This is a genomic window from Streptomyces sp. NPDC020731 (genome assembly GCF_044334705.1).
GTDB lineage: Bacteria > Actinomycetota > Actinomycetes > Streptomycetales > Streptomycetaceae > Streptomyces.
In genome coordinates this window covers 101,302-119,205 of the sequence record NZ_JBIRTN010000001.1, presented here as the reverse complement: position 1 = coordinate 119,205, position 17,904 = coordinate 101,302, and the positions used below count along the sequence as shown (strand labels likewise).

Annotated in this window: 13 protein-coding genes; 4 read left to right on the top strand and 9 right to left on the bottom strand. The window is 72.4% G+C overall.

The window, feature by feature from the left end:
- Positions 1–264 precede the first annotated feature (264 nt).
- Entirely contained in the window at positions 265–2,133 is a 1,869-nt protein-coding gene (gene lepA, locus ACH4VX_RS00530) for a translation elongation factor 4 (RefSeq protein WP_398364637.1), read from the bottom strand.
- Between the two features lie 242 nt (positions 2,134–2,375).
- Here lepA and rpsT point away from each other — a divergent pair, with 242 nt between their 5' ends.
- Positions 2,376–2,642 (top strand): 30S ribosomal protein S20, encoded by a 267-nt coding sequence (gene rpsT, locus ACH4VX_RS00525; protein WP_384722063.1) that lies wholly within the window; start codon positions 2,376–2,378, stop codon positions 2,640–2,642.
- A 190-nt stretch (positions 2,643–2,832) separates the two neighbouring features.
- On the opposite strand, the gene holA is transcribed toward rpsT, so the two are convergent.
- The 3 genes from holA to ACH4VX_RS00510 are packed head-to-tail and all read right to left on the bottom strand — an operon-like array spanning position 2,833 to position 4,984.
- Entirely contained in the window at positions 2,833–3,822 is a 990-nt protein-coding gene (holA, locus tag ACH4VX_RS00520) for a DNA polymerase III subunit delta (protein WP_398364636.1), read from the bottom strand.
- A 52-nt stretch (positions 3,823–3,874) separates the two neighbouring features.
- Entirely contained in the window at positions 3,875–4,120 is a 246-nt protein-coding gene (locus tag ACH4VX_RS00515; protein ID WP_398364635.1) for a hypothetical protein, read from the bottom strand.
- Between the two features lie 24 nt (positions 4,121–4,144).
- The gene (locus ACH4VX_RS00510; protein ID WP_398365383.1) at positions 4,145–4,984 is read right to left on the bottom strand and encodes an arylamine N-acetyltransferase; all 840 of its coding nucleotides are present in this window, start codon (positions 4,982–4,984) and stop codon (positions 4,145–4,147) included.
- A gap of 160 nt (positions 4,985–5,144) precedes the next feature.
- Between ACH4VX_RS00510 and ACH4VX_RS00505 the strand changes: the two genes are divergently transcribed.
- The 3 genes from ACH4VX_RS00505 (at position 5,145) to ACH4VX_RS00495 (ending at position 8,163) form a co-directional block, all read left to right on the top strand.
- Positions 5,145–6,533: a PLP-dependent aminotransferase family protein gene (locus ACH4VX_RS00505; protein ID WP_398364633.1), complete on the top strand. Its 1,389-nt coding sequence runs from the start codon at positions 5,145–5,147 to the stop codon at positions 6,531–6,533.
- A 79-nt stretch (positions 6,534–6,612) separates the two neighbouring features.
- Positions 6,613–7,497: an alpha/beta fold hydrolase gene (locus ACH4VX_RS00500; protein WP_398364631.1), complete on the top strand. Its 885-nt coding sequence runs from the start codon at positions 6,613–6,615 to the stop codon at positions 7,495–7,497.
- 93 nt (positions 7,498–7,590) lie between these two features.
- Positions 7,591–8,163, top strand: coding sequence for a dihydrofolate reductase family protein (locus ACH4VX_RS00495; RefSeq protein WP_398364629.1), 573 nt, complete (start codon positions 7,591–7,593; stop codon positions 8,161–8,163).
- 433 nt (positions 8,164–8,596) lie between these two features.
- On the opposite strand, the gene ACH4VX_RS00490 is transcribed toward ACH4VX_RS00495, so the two are convergent.
- From ACH4VX_RS00490 to leuS, 5 genes are all read right to left on the bottom strand, one after another.
- Positions 8,597–11,191 carry a ComEC/Rec2 family competence protein gene (locus ACH4VX_RS00490; protein WP_398364628.1) on the bottom strand — a complete coding sequence of 865 codons (2,595 nt, stop codon included), beginning with the start codon at positions 11,189–11,191 and terminating at the stop codon, positions 8,597–8,599.
- Complete coding sequence (locus ACH4VX_RS00485; RefSeq protein ID WP_398365381.1) at positions 11,188–12,012, bottom strand: helix-hairpin-helix domain-containing protein; 825 nt, start codon at positions 12,010–12,012, stop codon at positions 11,188–11,190. The genes ACH4VX_RS00490 and ACH4VX_RS00485 overlap by 4 nt, the downstream gene beginning before the upstream one ends.
- Positions 12,013–12,692: 680 nt before the next feature.
- Positions 12,693–13,538, bottom strand: coding sequence for a DegV family protein (locus ACH4VX_RS00480; protein WP_398364626.1), 846 nt, complete (start codon positions 13,536–13,538; stop codon positions 12,693–12,695).
- Positions 13,539–13,621: 83 nt separating this feature from the next.
- Positions 13,622–14,368, bottom strand: coding sequence for a hypothetical protein (locus tag ACH4VX_RS00475; protein WP_398364624.1), 747 nt, complete (start codon positions 14,366–14,368; stop codon positions 13,622–13,624).
- Positions 14,369–14,574: 206 nt separating this feature from the next.
- Entirely contained in the window at positions 14,575–17,463 is a 2,889-nt protein-coding gene (gene leuS / locus ACH4VX_RS00470) for a leucine--tRNA ligase (protein WP_398364622.1), read from the bottom strand.
- Positions 17,464–17,904 lie beyond the last annotated feature (441 nt).

The window sequence follows — 17,904 nt, the reverse complement described above, 5'->3', positions numbered from 1 at the left end:
TCCTCCGGGGCCCGCGACGGTGCGGCTGGCTCAGTGCGGCTGGGGTTTCCTCGCGCCGTTGTTTAACTCGCGAGTAACTATCGAGCACGGACAGAGTAAAGGGCGACCGGCCACGGCGTAAGGGGCCACGGCCTGTGACTTCGCACAGAGAGCTACCCGACCGACGCGCAGGGCCCGCCGTACTCGCGTACGACGGGCCCCCGTTCCACCCGGTTCGCGGCGTGACCCGCGGTAACCTCCGGTTGCCTCCCCGGCCGCTTCCCGCTACTTCTTGCCCTTGCCCGATCCCGCGCTGTCGTCGCTGGAGAGGACGGCGATGAAGGCCTCCTGCGGAACCTCCACGGAACCCACCATCTTCATCCGCTTCTTGCCTTCCTTCTGCTTCTCCAGCAGCTTCCGCTTACGGGAGATGTCACCGCCGTAGCACTTGGCGAGGACGTCCTTGCGGATGGCTCGGATGGTCTCGCGGGCGATGACCCGGGAGCCGATGGCGGCCTGGATGGGCACCTCGAAGGCCTGGCGCGGGATGAGTTCGCGCAGCTTGGCGACGAGTCGCACCCCGTACGCGTACGCCGCGTCCTTGTGGGTGATCGCGGAGAACGCGTCCACCTTGTCGCCGTGCAGCAGGATGTCGACCTTGACCAGGCTGGAGGTCTGCTCGCCGGTGGGCTCGTAGTCCAGCGAGGCGTAACCGCGCGTCTTGGACTTCAGCTGGTCGAAGAAGTCGAAGACGATCTCGGCGAGCGGGAGGGTGTAGCGGATCTCCACCCGGTCCTCGGAGAGGTAGTCCATGCCGAGCAGGACACCGCGCCGGGTCTGGCACAGTTCCATGATCGAGCCGATGAACTCGCTGGGCGCCAGGATGGTGGCGCGCACGACCGGCTCGTACACCTCGTCGATCTTGCCCTCGGGGAACTCGCTCGGGTTGGTGACGATGTGCTCGGTGCCGTCCTCCATGACCACCCGGTAGACCACGTTGGGCGCGGTGGCGATCAGGTCGAGCCCGAACTCGCGCTCCAGCCGCTCCCGGATCACGTCGAGGTGCAGCAGGCCGAGGAAGCCGACGCGGAAACCGAAGCCGAGGGCGGCGGAGGTCTCCGGCTCGTAGACCAGGGCGGCGTCGTTGAGCTGGAGCTTGTCGAGGGCCTCGCGCAGCTCCGGGTAGTCGGAGCCGTCCAGGGGGTACAGGCCCGAGAACACCATGGGCTTGGGGTCCTTGTAGCCGCCGAGCGCCTCCTCGGCGCCCTTGTGCTGGCTGGTGACGGTGTCCCCCACCTTGGACTGGCGGACGTCCTTCACACCGGTGATCAGATAGCCCACCTCGCCGACGCCGAGGCCGTCGGCGGACAGCATCTCCGGCGAGTTGGTGCCGATCTCCAGCAGCTCGTGCGTGGCGCCGGTGGACATCATCCGGATCCGCTCGCGCTTGTTGAGCTGGCCGTCGATGACACGGACGTACGTCACGACACCGCGGTAGGAGTCGTAGACCGAGTCGAAGATCATCGCGCGGGCGGGGGCGTCCTCGACGCCGACCGGGGCCGGGACCTCGGCGACCACCCGGTCCAGCAGCGCCTCGACGCCCAGACCGGTCTTCGCGGAGACCTTGAGCACGTCGTCGGGGTCGCAGCCGACCAGGTTCGCCAGCTCCTCGGCGAACTTCTCCGGCTGCGCGGCCGGCAGGTCGATCTTGTTGAGCACCGGGATGATCGTGAGGTCGTTCTCCATCGCCAGGTAGAGGTTGGCGAGGGTCTGGGCCTCGATGCCCTGGGCGGCGTCCACCAGGAGGACGGTGCCCTCGCAGGCGGCGAGCGAGCGGGAGACCTCGTAGGTGAAGTCGACGTGGCCCGGGGTGTCGATCATGTTGAGGATGTGCGTGTTGCCCTTGTCGTGGGTCGGGGCCCACGGCAACCTCACCGCCTGGGACTTGATCGTGATGCCGCGCTCGCGCTCGATGTCCATGCGGTCGAGGTACTGAGCACGCATCTGCCGCTGCTCGACCACACCGGTCAGCTGGAGCATCCGGTCGGCGAGCGTGGACTTGCCGTGGTCGATGTGCGCGATGATGCAGAAATTGCGGATCAGCGCCGGGTCGGTACGGCTCGGCTCGGGCACATGGCTGGGGATCGCGGGCACGCAGGGTCCTGATTCTTGAGGCGTCCGCATACGTGTGCTTGTGCGTCTGCGGTCTCGGGTCGGATCGATACGTAGCTTCCATGGTCCCACGGGTGGCGACCCGGGACGGGTTTGGGCCACCGAATGGGCCGCTGGTAGTGTGGGGGGCTGTGTCTCATGCCCTCTCAGCGCGAGGCACACCCCAAGAAATCACCGGTGCGGATCCACTGCGGTCCCGTGCCAGAACCTGTAGAGGCTCATTCGTGGCGAACATCAAGTCCCAGATCAAGCGGAACAAGACCAACGAGAAGGCCCGGCTGCGCAACAAGGCCGTCAAGTCCTCTCTGAAGACCGCGATCCGCAAGGCCCGTGAGGCCGCCGCCGCGGGTGACACCGAGAAGGCCACCGAGTACCAGCGCGTCGCCGCGCGTCAGCTCGACAAGGCCGTCTCCAAGGGCGTCATCCACAAGAACCAGGCCGCCAACAAGAAGTCGGCGCTGGCTCAGAAGGTCGCGGCCGTCAAGGGCTGAACCAACCCTTTGATCTGACCGCCGGCGGGACCCAGGGCGGGCCCTCTCTCCTCCGCCCCCGGCCGGCACCCCGAGCTCGTACGCGGCCTGCGTTCGCCACGCGGGTACGGGCTCACACGCTTCGACCGAAGGCCCCGCCCTCACACCCTTCCCCGGGTGGTGGGCGGGGCCTTCGGCCTTGTCCGGTCCGTCAGCCGCGGCCTCGTGAGCGGGCCGCCCGGGCGATCGTGACGACCGCCTTCTCCAAGGCGTACTCCGGGTCGTCCCCGCCGCCCTTCACGCCCGCGTCCGCCTCGGCGACCGCGCGCAGCGCGACGGCCACGCCGTCCGGGGTCCAGCCGCGCATCTGCTGCCGCACCCGGTCGATCTTCCAGGGCGGCATGCCCAGCTCCCGGGCGAGATCGGCGGGTCTGCCGCCGCGCGCCGACGACAGCTTGCCGATCGCCCGTACGCCCTGGGCCAGCGCGCTGGTGATCAGCACCGGGGCCACTCCGGTCGACAGCGACCAGCGCAGGGCCTCCAGGGCCTCCGCCGTGCGTCCCTCGACCGCCCGGTCGGCGACCTCGAAGCTCGACGCCTCGGCCCGCCCGGTGTAGTACCGCCCGACGACCACCTCGTCGATCGTGCCCTCGACGTCCGCGACCAGCTGGGACACCGCCGAGGCCAGCTCCCGCAGATCGCTGCTGATGGCGTCGACCAGCGCCTGGCACGCCTCCGGGGTGGCCGATCTCCCGGTGGTGCGGAACTCCCCCCGCACGAAGGCCAGCCGATCCGTGGCCTTCGTCATCTTCGGGCACGCCACCTCCCGCGCCCCCGCCTTGCGCGCCGCGTCGAGCAGCCCCTTGCCCTTGGCGCCGCCCGCGTGCAGCAGGACGAGCGTGATCTCCTCGGCGGGCGAGCCGAGGTACGCCTTCACGTCCTTGACGGTGTCGGCCGAGAGGTCCTGCGCATCGCGTACGACGACGACCTTGCGTTCGGCGAAGAGCGACGGGCTGGTCAGCTCGGCGAGGGTGCCGGGCTGGAGCCGGTCCGGTGTCAGGTCACGTACGTCCGTGTCGGCGTCGGCGGCCCTCGCGGCGGCCACCACCTCCCGCACGGCACGGTCGAGCAGCAGGTCCTCCTGGCCCACGGCGAGCGTCACCGGGGCGAGAGGGTCGTCGGATGCGGTCTTCCTGGCCATCGCGACAAGCATCCCACGCGCCACTGACAACGCCGCGCCGGCCGCGATCCCCCTACGGCTCCTCCCGCCAGCCGTCCCACTCGGCCGCGAACTCGTTCAGCTCCCCGGGGTCCAGCCGGCCCGGCTCGTCCCGCAGGACGACGAGCCACTGCGCGTCCTCCGCGTCGTCCTCACCAGCGAGCGCGTCCCGCACCAGCCGCGGCTCCTCGTCCACGCCGAACCGTTCCCCGAGGACCTCGGCCACCTCCTCCGCGGCATCACGGTCGGGCAGCACCAGCACATGTCGCACATCACTCACACGGGCCATTGTCCGGTACCGGGGTCAGCCGCTCCTCCCGGCGTCGCGCACCGTCGGCACCGTGTCCAGTGCGATGCCGAACCGGTCCCGGTAGAGCGCCAGCACCTCCTCGTCCGTCCCGGTCCCGTGCTCCTGCCGCGTGCCGTCCGGCGCGGTGACCGTGAACCGCCGTCCGCTGAGCGTGATCCGGCCCCCGTCCCCGGTGATCCGCGAGCACACGAGCGACCGCGTGAAGTGGGAGGCCGGCGAGGTGCTGTGCCACCACGCCCCGGCCGTGAAGTCGCCGAGCGTCCTCGGCCGGACCTCCAGGCGGTACACCGGCCGCCCGTTCCGGCTCACGTCCAGGTCCGCGGCCTCCACCCGGTCGTGCCCGCCGCGCACCCCGGCCGCGTCGGCGCCCGCCTCGGCGATCCGGAACGTACCCCCGGGATCCTCCTGCTCCCCGCGCTCCCCGAAGGCCGGCGGCAGGTGGAAGTGGGCCCCGAAGCCGACGTCGGCCAGCCAGTCGCCGCCGTCCACCGTCCGCACCCGCAGCGCGAGATGGTCGTACGGGATGCCGAGCCGGCCCCCGTCGCCGTACACCCGCGCCGCGAGCAGCTGGACGTCGTAGCCGAGGGCGGCGAGCAACGCCCCGAAGGCGCCGTTGAGTTCGTAGCAGAACCCGCCCCGCCGCGCTTCCACCACCTTGTCCAGCAGCCGCTTCCCGTCCAGCACGGTCTCCTCGCCGAGATGAACGGACAGGTTCTCGAACGGCACGGTCCGCAGATGCCGCAGGTGCAGCTCGCGCAGCGCGTCCACGGTGGGCCAGGCGGGCTGTCCGACGCCCAGGCGGCGCAGATAGGCGTCGACTTCCGCGGTGTTCATGCCGTCGTTCATGCCTTCAGTGTCGCGCCACCCGCACCTCCTTGCCCCCTTTCCCGCCACCGGTCGCCACCGGCACCCCGTCCGGCCGGTCCGCGGCACCGTCGCGCCCCCGGCGGCGACGGGTACGCTCTCCGCTCCCGAGTGGCGGAGGAACCAGCGCGTGCACGACTACCAGCGGATCGCCGACCGGATCGCCGCCGACATCCTGAGCGGCCGGCTCGAGCCCGGGCAGCGGCTGCCCCCGCAGCGGTCCTTCGCACGTCGCCGCGGGATCGCCGCGTCGACGGCCGGCCGCGTCTACGCCGAACTCGTCCGGCGCGGACTGGTGGTGGGCGAGGTCGGCCGCGGCACGTTCGTGCGTGCCGCGCCCGTGCCGTCCGGCCGGGCACTCGCCGAGCCCGCCACCACCGCACCGGTCAATCTGGAGCTCAACTACCCGACGGCGCCGGACCAGGCCGCCCTCCTCGCACCCGCCCTGGCACCGCTGCTGCGCCCGGACGTGCTGTCCGAGGCGACCCGTACCGCTCCGGCCGCGGGCACGCCGGCCGCTCGCGAGGCGGCCTGCGGGCTGCTGGCGACGGCCGGGTGGCGGCCCTCCGCCGGTCAGGTCCTCTTCAGCGGCAACGCCCGTCAGGCGATCGCCGGCGCGTTGGCCGCGCTGGTCGGGCCGGGCGGCCGGGTGGGGATCGACGCCCTGACCTACCCCCTGGTCAAGGAGATCGCGGCCCGGCTCGGCGTCACCCTGGTTCCGCTCGCCGGTGACGCCGACGGCATCCGTCCCGACTCCGTCGCCGCGGCCCGGCGCACGGCGCCGCTCTCCGCCCTGTACCTGCAGCCGACCCTGCACAATCCGACGTCGGTGACCATGCCGGAGACCCGTCGTCGCCAGCTCGCAGCGGACCTGCGCCGATGGGATCTGCCGGTCGTCGAGGACCGCATCTGGTCCTTCCTCTCGGACGGCACCGAACCCTTCGCGGCCTTCGCCCCCGAACTCACGTACGTGGTCGACGGGCTGTCCAAACGGGTCGCGCCGGGCCTCACCGTCGGCTTCCTCGTCGTACCCGAGGGACGGACCGGGCAGGCGGGCGAGGCACTGCGCTCCGGCGGCTGGACGGCAGGGCGTTTCGCGCTCGAAGCGGCACTGCGGTGGACGGCGGACGGAACCGTCGACCGGTTGACGACGGCCAAGCGCGCCGACGCCTCGCGACGCCAGCGGCTGGTCACCGAGCACCTGCGGGGTTTCGCCGTCCAGGCCGACCCGCGGACGTACTACGCGTGGTGGCGCCTGCCCGCGCCGTGGCGGGCGGACACCTTCACCGCGGCCGCGGCCGCCCGCGGCATCGCGGTGACGCCCGGCCCGTCCTTCGCGGTGCCGGCGACCGGGCCGGCACCGGCCCGTCCTTCGCCGGACGCCCCCGCGTCCGGCGCCGCAGACTGCGTCAGGCTCGGGCTGGCGTCGGCGCCGCTCGATGCGCTCGAGCAGGCCCTGCGGACGCTCGCCTCCCTCGCGCGGGGCGCGCCGCGGGGGACCGCGGGCCTCCCGTCCTGAGGCCGGCCACGGCACCGCATTGCACCGAGGGCAATGTTTTGATTGCACCGAGTAGCGGCGTGCTTCTAGGGTCGGGCGCATGGCATCCCGTCCCGCACACCGGGACGAGGGGAACGCCGCTGCCTCCGCGCTGCCCCTCGTCCTCGTCCATGGCCATCCCTTCGACCACACCATGTGGGCCCCGCAGATCGCCGCCTTCTCACCCGGGCGCCGGGTGATCGCGCCCGACCTGCGTGGCTACGGCGCGTCGCCCGTCACCCCGGGCGTCACGGCGCTGTCCGTGTTCGCGGACGACATCGAGGAACTGCTCGACTCCCTGGACGTGGACCGGTGCGTCCTCGGCGGGCTGTCGATGGGCGGGCAGATCGTCATGGAGTGCTACGCCCGGTTCCCGGAGCGCATCCGCGGTCTGCTGCTCGCGGACACCTTCGCCGCACCCGAGACCCCGGAAGGGCGCAGGGCCCGCAACGACATGGCGGACCGGCTGCTGCGTGAGGGCATGCGGGGCTACGCCGACGAGGTGCTGTACAAGATGGTCGCGCCCCATGCGCCCCCGGCCGTCGCGGCGCACGTCCACCGCATGATGACCCGCACCGACCCGCGGGGCGCCGCGGCGGCCCTGCGCGGCCGCGCCGAGCGGCCCGACTACCGCCCGCTGCTGAGCCGGGTCGCGGTGCCCGCGCTGGTCGTCGTCGGCGCCGAGGACGAGTACACGCCCGTCGGCGACGCCGAGTCGTTGCACGCCCTCCTCCCCGACTCCACCCTCGCCGTCGTCGACGGGGCGGCCCACCTGCCCAACCTGGAGCGCCCCGACGCGTTCGACGCGGCCCTGGCCGACTTCCTGCGACGACTCGACACCGCGGCCGGTTGCCACGAGGGGAGCAGACGAGCGGGGTCGGTCGTCGAGACCGCCGGGAAAGATCGGGCGCGGGCCGATGAGTTCCTTCATGATCAGCAGTCGTAGGTCCTGGTTGATGCGCCGAAGCCGCAGGTGTGGCCGGAGCGTCCACCGATCCGGCCCGCTGAGAAGCAGACACGAGATACCGAGGAACCTCAGATGCGTACCCTGATCAGCACTGCCTTCATCTCGCTCGACGGCGTCGTGGAGGCCCCGGGTGGCGAGCCCGGCTACCGGAACTCCGGCTGGACCTTCAAGGACATCGAGTTCCTCCCCGAGGCGTTCGACATCAAGGGCCGTGAGCAGAAGGAAGCCACGGCGATGCTGATGGGCCGGACCAGCTACGAGGCGTTCAGCCCGGTGTGGCCGGACATGGCGGACTTCGCCGACTACAAAGCGATGCCGAAGTACGTCGTCTCCGCCACCCTCACCGAGGACGAACTGGTGGCAGGTTGGGGTGAGACGACGATCCTGCGCTCGCTCGACGAGGTCGCCGCCCTGAAGGAGACCGAGGGCGGTCCGATCATCGTCCACGGCAGCGCCGCCCTGAACCGGAGCCTCTCGGACGCCGACCTGATCGACCGCTACCACCTGCTCGTCTTCCCGCTCCTGCTCGGCGCGGGCAAGCGCCTGTTCAGTGACACGGACAAGGACACCCAGAAGCTGAAGCTGGTTGAGTACGAGGCATACGCCAACGGCCTGCAGAAGAACGTGTTCGACGTCGTCCGCTGACACGGCTCCGCACCCGCCCGGCGGTCGCGTCGTCGGACACGGCACCGGTCGGAAGGTCTGCCCAGTGGCCATCGGGTCACCGGGCGGACCAGAGGAAGATGCCCGCGATGCGGAGCCCGGCCGGGGCCGGTCGGTGGGTCAGGCGCCGAGGTTCCAGCGTGTCCCGTCGGGGAGATACCAGGCGTAGGCGGTTCCGTCAGTGGCGCGGACGTACCCGAACCGGTCCTGTGCTGGTCGGCCGGGCCTTGACCCCGGATGTTGGACACACGAGACCGACACCCTCCCCAAACACAACGCCGGTCTCCACGATCACAACGGGTTGCGCAGGCCGACGTCACGTTCAGCCTCCGATTCGCCAACAGTGTTCCCGAAGGAGGCGGGGGCCTGTAGACGTATGCAGACGGAACAGTCGGGGAAACCAGGGCGGAAGACATCAGTGGCGCGCCACCCGCAGTTCCTCACCCCCGTTCTCGCCGACGGTCACCGCCAGTGCCCCGTCCCGGTCCGTCCGCAGTACCGTCGCTCCCCCGGCCCGCAGGGCGGCGAGCGTGTTCGGGGCGGGGTGCCCGTAGGTGTTGTCCTCCCCCGTGCTGATCAGTGCCAGCCGTGGGGCCGCCCGGCGTATGAGGTCCGGGTCTTGATACGCCGAGCCGTGATGGGCGACTTTGAGGACGTCCACGTCGGTCAGGCGGTGGACCGCCGGTGATCTCGCCAGGGCCCGCTGGGACGGGGGTTCCAGGTCCCCGAGGAGCAGCAGGCGCAGGCCGGCCGTGCGGACCAGCATGGCCACGCTGGCGTCGTTCGGGCCTTCCGGCACCGGGCCCGTGAGCTGCGGGCCCGTGAGCTGTGGGCCCGTGGGCGGTGGGGCGCTCGGGGGTGGCCACACCACCTCCCAGGACAGCTCCCCCGTGCGCCGTGCCTCACCTGCGGCGGCGTGCGTCACGGGGATGTGCCGGGCGGCGGCGGTCCTCCGTACGAACGCGGCCTGGTCGGCGGGTTCTTCGAAGGACGTCGTCTCGATGGCGCCCACCGCACGTCCGCGCAGTACGCCGGGCAGGCCCGCCACATGGTCGGCGTGGAAGTGGGTCAGGACGACGAGCGGGACGCTGGTGATGCCGAGGGAGCGCAGGCAGCGGTCGACGAGGGCCGGGTCGGGTCCGGCGTCCACGACCACGCCGGCGCCCTCGCCCGCCGCCAGCACCAGCGCGTCGCCCTGGCCGACGTCGCACATCACCATGCGCCAGCCCGGCGGCGGCCAGCCCGTGATCGCCCGGGTCAGCGGCGGTGGCTGCACCACCAGCAGCACCAGCGGCAGCGCGCAGGCGGCGCACCACCAGGGGTGTCTCAGCAGCCGCCGTCCCACGAGCAGCGCGACCGTGGTGAGGGCGCCGAGCGCCGCCGCGCCGGCCCAGCTGCCGGGCCAGTCCACTCCCGCGCCGGGGAGCGCCGCCCCGGTCCTGGCGACCTGCGCGAGCCACTGGGCCGGCCAGCTCGCGCACCAGGCCAGTGCCTTCGCCGCCGGCATCGCCACCGGCGCCGTCGCCAGGGTCAGGAAGCCCAGCACCGTGGCCGGCGCGAGCGCGAACTCCGCGAGCAGGTTGCACGGGATCGCCACCAGGCTCACCCGCGCCGCCAGCACGGCGACCACCGGCGCGCACACGGCCTGCGCGGCACCGGCGGCGGCCAGCGCCTCCGCGAGGCGGGGCGGCACCCCGCGCCGCCGCAGTCCCACGCTCCAGCGCGGCGCGAGGGTGAGCAGCGCGCCGGTGGCCAGCACGGAGAGCAGGAAACCGTAACTGCGGGCCAGCCACGGGTCGTACAGCACCAGGAGCAGGACGGCTGTCGCCAGCGCCGGGATCAGGGATCTGCGGCGGCCGGTGGCGAGCGCGAGCAGGGCGACGGATCCGCAGGCGGCGGCCCGCAGCACGCTGGGATCGGGCCGGCACACGACGACGAAGGCGAGGGAGAGCGCCGCGCCCAGCAGTGCGGTGGCCCGCAGGGAGATGCCGAGGCGGGGTGCGAGTCCGCGTCGCTCGGCCTGCTGCGCCAGGCCGGGCGGGCCGAGGAGCAGGGCGAGGAGGATGGTGAAGTTGGCGCCGGAGACGGCGAGCGTGTGGGTGAGGTCGGTCTCCCTGAACGCCTCGTCCAGTTCGGGGGTGATCCTGGCGGTGTCGCCCACGACCAGGCCGGGCAGCAGCGCCCGCGCGTCCGTCGGCAGTCCGTCGGTCGCCTCCCGCAGTCCGGCCCGCAGCCGTCCCGCCAGCCGTTGGGGACCCGACGGCCGGCCCACGGTCTCCGGGCCGCCTCGGCCCTTCACCCGCAGCACGGCGGCGAACCGGTCGCCGCCCGCCATCGCGGGGGCGAGCCGCGCCTCGACGCGGAGGCGGGTGGAAGGCAGCAGGGCGAGCCAAGGGGAGTCCCCTCTGCCGTTCGGCGCGGTCCGTCCGGACGAGCGTGGGTCGACGATCAGCAGTACGGGCGTGCGGGTCGTCTCCGCCGCGCCGCCGGCCCGCTCCACCCGTCGCACGTCGGCCTCGATCAGTACGGATGTCGGGGCCATGTGGTTGCCGCTGACCCTGGGCCGGGTGAGCCGGGGGTCGGAGGTGATCTCGACCTCGGCGGTCACCGGGGCGTACTCCCGCGCCAGTGCGGGCACGGGGCCACGTCGCAGGTCCGCGCCGTGCAGTCCCGCCGATGCGGCGGCCGCCGCGGCACAGAGCAGGACGGCGGCGGTGGCGTGGGCGGTGGCCTGTCCCCGGCCGGTCAGGCGGCTGTACGCCGCGAGGAGAGCGCCGGCCGTCAGCAGGGAGGCGATCACCGCGCCCGCCGCCAGGGCGGGCGGGGCGTGCAGCATCACGGCGGCCGTGGCCCAGGCGGCCAGGGCGGGCGGGAGCAGCCGCAGGTCCGTCGGTCCCTCCTGCCGGGGGTGTGCGGCTCCGAGCCGCTTCCCGGAGGCGGCGTGGACGTGCTGCCGGGCGGTGGGCTCCGTGGGCGATGGCGCCTCCGGGTCCGTCGCCTCCGTCCTCATGGCCGTACGAGGTTCCGCAGATCCGCGAAACGGCGGTCGCCGATGCCGTTCACCTCACGGAGTTCGTCCACCGAGCGGAAACCGCCGTTCCGGGTGCGGTAGTCGACGATGTGCTGGGCGAGCACGGGGCCGACTCCGGGCAGGGTGTCGAGCTGGTCCGGGGTGGCGGTGTTGAGGGACACCGGTGCGGTGGGCCGGGCTCCCGCCGGCGGTCCCGCCGTACCGGGACCGCCGGCGGGGGCTGTTCCGGCCGGTGCCGGGCCCCCTACGACCACCTGTTCGCCGTCGACGAGGAAACGGGCGCGGTTCAGGGTGTCGGTCCTGGTGCCGGGCCGTACTCCGCCGGCTGCCCGCAGCGCGTCCTCGACGCGTGAACCGGCGGGCAGGTGATGGATCCCCGGGTCGCGCACCTTGCCGCTGACGTCGACCACGATCTCGGGCCCCGCCGGAGCGCCGGGCTTCACCGCGCCGTCCGGCGCGCTCTCCCCCTTCGCCTCGCCCCCGACGTGCTCCCCGTGAGGAACCGCCGCCGCCCGCACCACCTCCGGCGCCCGTACCGGCTGGGTCCGTCCGGCCCAGAAGTGCTGTACGGCGAATCCCACGACGACCACGAGCAGCACCGACAGCGCGATCACGCTCCGCCGCTCCATCCCGCACCGCGCCCGCACCCACAACGGCAGACGCTCCCGCAGCGCGAGCCCGGCCCGCTCCCGCCGCCGACCCCGTTCGAACCCGTCGCCGGCCTCCTCCGGGCCCGCGACATCGCCCCCGTCGTCCACCACGACCGCACCACCACCGGGTCCCGCCGCGAGAGAGCCCACAGTCGCCGCCCGTCCCTGCGCGGCCTGCCGGTCCACAGCCGCCGCCCGCCCCGGCCCCACCGACCGGCCCGGCCCCACCGACCGGCCCACGTCCACCGACCGGCCCACGTCCACCGACCGGCCCACGTCCGCCGCCCGGTCCGCGCTTCCCACGTGGTCCACAGCCGCCGGCCGGTTCCCCGCCGCCGCGTGCTCCCCGGCGCCCCGACGTTCCACGGCCACCGAGCGCCCCCGGGCCGGCACGCGATCCGCGGCCGCCCCACGGTCCGCGCTCCCCACGTGGTCCACAGCCGCCAACCGGTTCCCGGCCGCCGAAGCGCCGGCCCGTGCGATGCGGCGGGTGCCGGTCAGGGCCCAGGCCGGGGGTCGCCTGCCGTGCGCGCTGTGGTCGTCGCCGTCGAACAGCGCCTCCGCCCGGCGGCGGAGCTCCTCCGCCGCCGCCCGGCGGTCCCGGTGCGGGGCCCGGCCTCGGGGCCCGGCCGGCCGACGGTGGCGGGCACGGCCGTCGGAGGCGGGTGGACGGCCCGGGCCACTGGTCGCCGTCGCTGTGCGTGAGCGTGATCGAAGTGCCATGCGAGGAGGATCCGGCACATCACCCCATTCGCGATGATCTTGCTCGAATTCGGGGGACTACCGCCCGGTTGTGGACAACTCCGTCACCCGCACGAGTACACCGAACCTCACCGGGCCGAGACCACGACCCCCAGCAGTCCGGGTCCCGTATGCGCCCCGATCACCGCACCCACCTCGCTGACATGCAGGTCGGCCAGTCCCGGCAGCCGGGTCCGCAGCCGGTCCGCGAGGGCCGACGCACGTTCCTGCGCGGCGAGGTGGTGGACGGCGACGTCGACCTCCGCCCCGCCCGCCCGCTCGGCCGCGATCTCCTCCAGGCGGGCGATCGCCTTCGACGCCGTACGCACCTTCTCCAGCGGTTCGATGCGGCCGTCCGCCAACTGCAGCAGCGGCTTGACCGCGAGGGCCGAGCCCAGCAGGGCCTGCGCGGCGCCGATCCGGCCGCCCCGGCGCAGATAGTCGAGCGTGTCGACGTAGAAGTAGGCGGACGTGTCCGCCGCCCGCTTCTCGGCGGCCGTGACCGCCTCGTCCACCGTGCCGCCCGCCTCCGCGGTCTCCGCCGCCGCCAGCGCGCAGAACCCGAGCGCCATCGCGATCATGCGGGTGTCCACCACCCGTACCGGCACCGGAGCCCGCCGGGCCGCGACGACCGCCGCGTCATGGGTGCCGGAGAGCTCGGCGGACAGATGCAGGGAGACGATGCCGGTCGCTCCGGACTCGGCGACCCTGTGATAGGTCTCGGCGAACACCTCGGGGCCCGGCCGCGAGGTCGTGACCGGGCGCCGCTTCTGCAAAGCCTGGGCGAGGGAGCGGGTGGAGATCTCGGTGCCCTCTTCGAGCGCGCGGTCGCCGAGGACCACGGTCAGGGGTACCGCCGTGATGCGGTGCCGCTCCATCGTCCGGGCCGGCAGGTAGGCCGTTGAATCGGTGACGATCGCGACATGGCGGGACATGAGCTGGAGGTTACCTGCCGTAGTGCCCGTGCGGCAGCCCGGCCTCGCGGGCCGGGTTCGACGGTGGCCGGATCAGGTGGTGCTCAAGTGGTGCTCTCGGGGCGGGGCTTCTTCTGCCAGGGGTAGGCGGGGCGCGGTGCCGGCGGGGTGATGGCGGGCCGGGCGGGCCGCTGCCGCGGTTCCTTCGCCGAGGCGGGCTCCGGGTTCTCCGGCCGGGCCTGCCCGGCCGTCGGGGCGTCGGCGGCGGGCGCTTCGGGCCAGGGCGGGGGTGCCGGACTCGGTTCCGCGGCGGTCCAGTGGCGCAGGGCCCCGGCCTCCATGTCGATCTGCTCGCTCAGCGAGTCCAGGTCGTCGGAGGCGAACCGGCGGGCGCGGTCGCGGGCCGCCCAGCGCAGGGAGTCCGCGGCGCTTGTGATGCGCTCGGTGCGCTCGCGCAGCTCGGGCAGCCGGTCGGCGAGGGTGGTGCGGTCCGGTTCGGACTCCAGGCGCCTGAGTTCGCCGTCCAGTTCGTGGCCGTGCGCGCTGAGCCGCTGAAAGAGGCCGAGGGACTCCTTCAGGGACTCGTCCTCGGCGACGGCGGCCTCCAGGGCGTCCTGGGTGGCCCGCATGGAGGTGCGCAGCTTGAGCCTGAGCTGGGCGATCTCGCCGGCCGGGCCGGGCTGCGCGAAGGCCTTGGCCCGCAGGGTGTGCTCCTCGACCGTGCGGCGGGCCTGGGTGATGTGGCGGTCCGCACTGCGCTTGGCGGCGCCGACGACCTTCACCGTGGCGTAGGCGCCGAGCACGACGAAGAGCACGAAGAGCAGGGCGACCACTGCGAACACCGCTTCCACGAAGCTCCTCCTCCGGGCCCCTCTGGCCTGTCCCGGCGCACTTCGCGCCGCTCTTCAACGGTAAACGCAGCGGGCAGGTCCGGAGTTCCTGAGAAACCCCGAACCTGCCCGTAGGGGACCACCCGGACCACCCGGATCACCCGGGCCACCGGGTGCCCTGAAGCCCGTCCGGCGGATCACACCGGACGGACCCCGAAACGCCCACCTCACGCCGGGACGATGTTCACCAGCTTCGGCGCCCGGACGATCACCTTGCGGATCCCGGCCCCGTCCAGCGCCGCGACGACCCGCTCGTCGGCCAGCGCGACCTTCTCCAGCTCGTCCTCGGCGATGCCCGGGGACACCTCCAGCCGCGCCTTGACCTTGCCCTTGATCTGCACGACGCAGGTGACGGTCTCGTCCACCACGTACGCCGGGTCGGCCACCGGGAAGTCCTGGTGCACCACCGAATCCGCGTGCCCCAGCCTGCGCCACAGCTCCTCGGCGATGTGCGGGGCCAGCGGAGCGATCAGCAGCACCAGGGACTCCGCGACGGAGCGCGGCAGCGCGTCTCCCCGCTTGGTCAGGTGGTTGTTCAGCTCGGTGACCTTGGCGATGGCGGTGTTGAAGCGCATGCCCTCCAGGTCGCCGCGCACGCCGTCGATCGCCTTGTGCAGGGCGCGCAGGGTGTCCTCGTCCACGTCGGCGGCCTCGGTGTCGACGACGGTCACCTCGCCGCTCGCCTCGTCGACGATGTTGCGCCACAGCCGCTGCAGCAGCCGGAACTGACCGACCACCGCGCGGGTGTCCCACGGCCGGGAGACGTCCAGCGGGCCCATGGCCATCTCGTACAGGCGCAGCGTGTCGGCCCCGTACTCGGCGCAGATCTCGTCCGGAGTGACCGCGTTCTTCAGGGACTTGCCCATCTTGCCCAGCAGCCGGGAGACCTTCTCGCCCTGGTACCAGTAGCCGCCGTCGCGCTCCTCCACCTCGGCGGCCGGTACGGCGATGCCCCGGCTGTCGCGGTAGACGTAGGCCTGGATCATGCCCTGGTTGAACAGCTTGTGGAACGGCTCCGCCGACGACACGTGTCCCAGGTCGTACAGCACCTTGGACCAGAAACGGGCGTACAGCAGGTGCAGTACGGCGTGTTCGGCACCGCCGACGTACAGGTCGACACCACCGTGCGGCATGCCCTCGCGCGGACCCATCCAGTACTGCTCGATGGCCGGGTCGACCAGCTTCTCGCTGTTGTGCGGGTCCAGGTAACGCAGCTCGTACCAGCAGGAACCGGCCCAGTTGGGCATGGTGTTGGTCTCGCGGCGGTACCTGCGCGGACCGCGGCCGTCGCCCAGGTCCAGGGTGACGTGGACCCAGTCCTCGTTGCGGGACAGCGGCGTCTCGGGCCGGGTGTCGGCGTCGTCCGGGTCGAAGGTGCGCGGCGAGTAGTCCTCGACCTCGGGCAGTTCCAGCGGCAGCATCGACTCGGGCAGGGCGTGGGCGATGCCGTCCTCGTCGTAGACGATCGGGAAGGGCTCGCCCCAGTAGCGCTGCCGGCTGAACAGCCAGTCGCGCAGGCGGAAGTTGACGGTGCCCGCGCCGCGGCCCTCGCGCTCCAGCCACTCGGTGATGCGCGCCTTGGCCTCGACGACGCCCAGGCCGTCCAGGGAGATCTCGTCGTTCGACGAGTTGATGATCTTCGCGTCGTACGACGCGAAGGCGTTCTCCCAGGTGGAGGTGTCCGTGCCGCGGCCGTCGGTCGGCTCGACGATGCAGCGGATCGGCAGCTCGAAGGCGCGCGCGAACTCGAAGTCGCGCTGGTCGCCCGCCGGCACGGCCATGATCGCGCCGGTGCCGTAGCCCATCAGGACGTAGTCGGCGATGAAGACGGGGACCCGCTCGCCGTCGACCGGGTTGGTGGCGTACGCGCCGATGAAGACGCCGGTCTTGTCCTTGGCCTCGGCCTGCCGCTCGACGTCGGACTTCGAGGCGGCTTGCGCGCGGTAGGCGGCGACGGCCTCAGCGGGCGTGGCGTGCCCGCCGGTCCACACCTCGTGGGTGCCCTCGGGCCACTCCTGGGGCGTGAACTTCTCGACCAGCGGGTGCTCGGGCGCCAGCACCATGTAGGTCGCGCCGAACAGGGTGTCGGGGCGGGTGGTGAAGACGGTGATGTTCTCGCCGTCGATCGGGAAGTCGACGCGGGCGCCCTCGGAGCGGCCGATCCAGTTGCGCTGCTGCAGTTTGATGGCCTCGGGCCAGTCCAGCGCGTCCAGGTCGTCGAGCAGCCGGTCCGCGTAGGCGGTGATGCGCATGTTCCACTGGCGCAGCTTGGCCTTGAAGACGGGGAAGTTGCCGCGCTCGGAGCGGCCCTCGGCGGTGACCTCCTCGTTGGCCAGGACGGTGCCCAGGCCGGGGCACCAGTTGACCGGCGCGTCGGAGGCGTAGGCCAGGCGGTACTCGCCCAGGACGTCGGCGCGCTCGGCCTCGGTCAGCTCGCTCCAGGAGCGGCCGCCGGGGACGCCGCGCTCACCGGACTCGAACCGCTCGACCAGCTCGGCGATCGGGCGGGCCCGCTTCGCCTCGTCGTCGTACCAGGAGTTGAAGATCTGCAGGAAGATCCACTGGGTCCACTTGTAGTAGTCCGGGTCGATCGTGGCGAACGAGCGGCGCTTGTCGTGGCCCAGGCCCAGCCGGCGCAGCTGGGCCTTCATGTTCTCCATGTTGGCCTCGGTGGACACGCGCGGGTGCGTGCCGGTCTGCACGGCGTACTGCTCGGCGGGCAGGCCGAAGGCGTCGAAGCCCAGGGTGTGCAGGACGTTGTGCCCGGTCATGCGCTGGAAGCGGGCGGAGACGTCGGTGGCGATGTAGCCCAGCGGGTGTCCCACGTGCAGTCCCGCACCCGAGGGGTACGGGAACATGTCCATGATGAACTTCTTGGGCCTGGCGGCCGTCTCCGGATCACCCGACAGGTCGCCGCTCGGGTTCGGCGCGGCATACGTGCCCTCGACGTCCCAGAAGTCCTGCCAGCGTGCCTCGATCTCGGCCGCCAGGGCGGCCGTGTAGCGGTGCGGCGCGGCCTCCGCGGCTGCGGTGGCAGCGGGGTTCGTCTCGCTCATGATCCTCAATGCTCCATCGATCGTCTCTGCCTGCTGCTGCGGCTTCCCGGAAATGAAAAATCCCCTCGCACAGGAGGGGACGCCGCGCCGATTCCGACCCACCGGTCACCGGCGGTCGGGACTGATCAGCGCGGCTCGCTAAGCAGAAGGCGTACGGCACGCATGGCGCCAGGGTACCGCAGCCACCGATCCGGTCGCGACGCGCTTCCACGACACGTTGACTCAAGGTCAAAAATTACTTCGCGTAACAACCGCTAAGGGACATCACAACGGCCTCATTGTCTTTTGATAACAACGCAATAACTCAAACCTCGTACTCATCGGTATGACGAGCCTTAGAGTTCGGCAGCGGGACCGCTTTACCGAACCTTCGGAGTTGCCCCCATGAACCCTCGTCCAGACAGCAGCCCACCCCTCGCTCGGGGCCGGTCGGCTGCGGCT